The organism is Erwinia sp. MYb416 (genome assembly GCF_037479575.1).
Taxonomy (GTDB): Bacteria; Pseudomonadota; Gammaproteobacteria; order Enterobacterales; family Enterobacteriaceae; genus Erwinia; species Erwinia rhapontici.
Window position 1 is genome coordinate 1 of record NZ_JBBGYT010000218.1, and the last position, 843, is coordinate 843.

At 53.0% G+C, this 843-nt stretch carries 1 protein-coding gene; it reads right to left on the bottom strand.

Annotation, left to right across the window (positions count from 1 at the left end):
- Positions 1 to 522: 522 nt before the first annotated feature.
- On the bottom strand, positions 523 to 843 hold a 321-nt coding region (locus tag WH277_RS02010), incomplete at its 5' end, for a hypothetical protein (RefSeq protein WP_339504098.1).

Here is an 843-nt window from a genome sequence, read left to right on the forward strand (position 1 = left end):
GGTCACGACCAGCCCGGCAGGCAGCAACAGGTTTTCAATACACTCGCAGAGTTGCACTGGCAACAGGCCGAGTGCCGGGTCAGTCTGCCAGGTCAATGGGTGGGTAACGGTATCAGACACAGATCACTCCCTGTTAAAAGCACGTATCAGTTAGGCACGCCGGCAATCACTTTAGTCGATTATGCCGTCAGTAAAACACCGATGGCAGCATCGTTCTGAAGATAATCCTTTTCCATTCCGGGTCACGTTGATCAGGCCGCTGTCCAGCGTTGGCAGGGGGCGATCGGAAAAATGATCGCCCCCTTCATCAGATCGAGATGCCGTGGAGGTTTTAAAATCCACAGCAAGCACTCTCTTGCGGGGATGGGGCCAGTTTGAGGTAAGCCGGACGTCACGCGACAGGACGTCGCGTGCCGAGGCCCGCAGGGATGCGTCTTTTGCCGATCCGGCGTGCTCAAGCTGGCCCCGGACCTGACACCGGACTCTCCGCCCCATCTTGTGGTGTTCACCCGCCGAAAACGGTTATGTGAAGTGATAAACCACCTGCACAATAACGGTTCTCTCCCCCTTCAATGTATCGACATAAATGGCTTCCTCAGGGTCGGTGCTACGCCAACACACTGCGTCAACATCACACTTAACTTGCCTGTATCCCAAAGACGCCAGATAGTTTTCAACCTCACGAGTGGTATCTGTATCGTAAAATTTCATGGCATACACATGCGTTGCAGGCCCGGTGATGTTGGCGTAATCAAACGAATAACGGGGAGAGATACGCGGCATGTTTTTGAGTATGTCAGGCGTATAAAAATCATATTCCCGTTTATCCTGCTCGGTATAGTG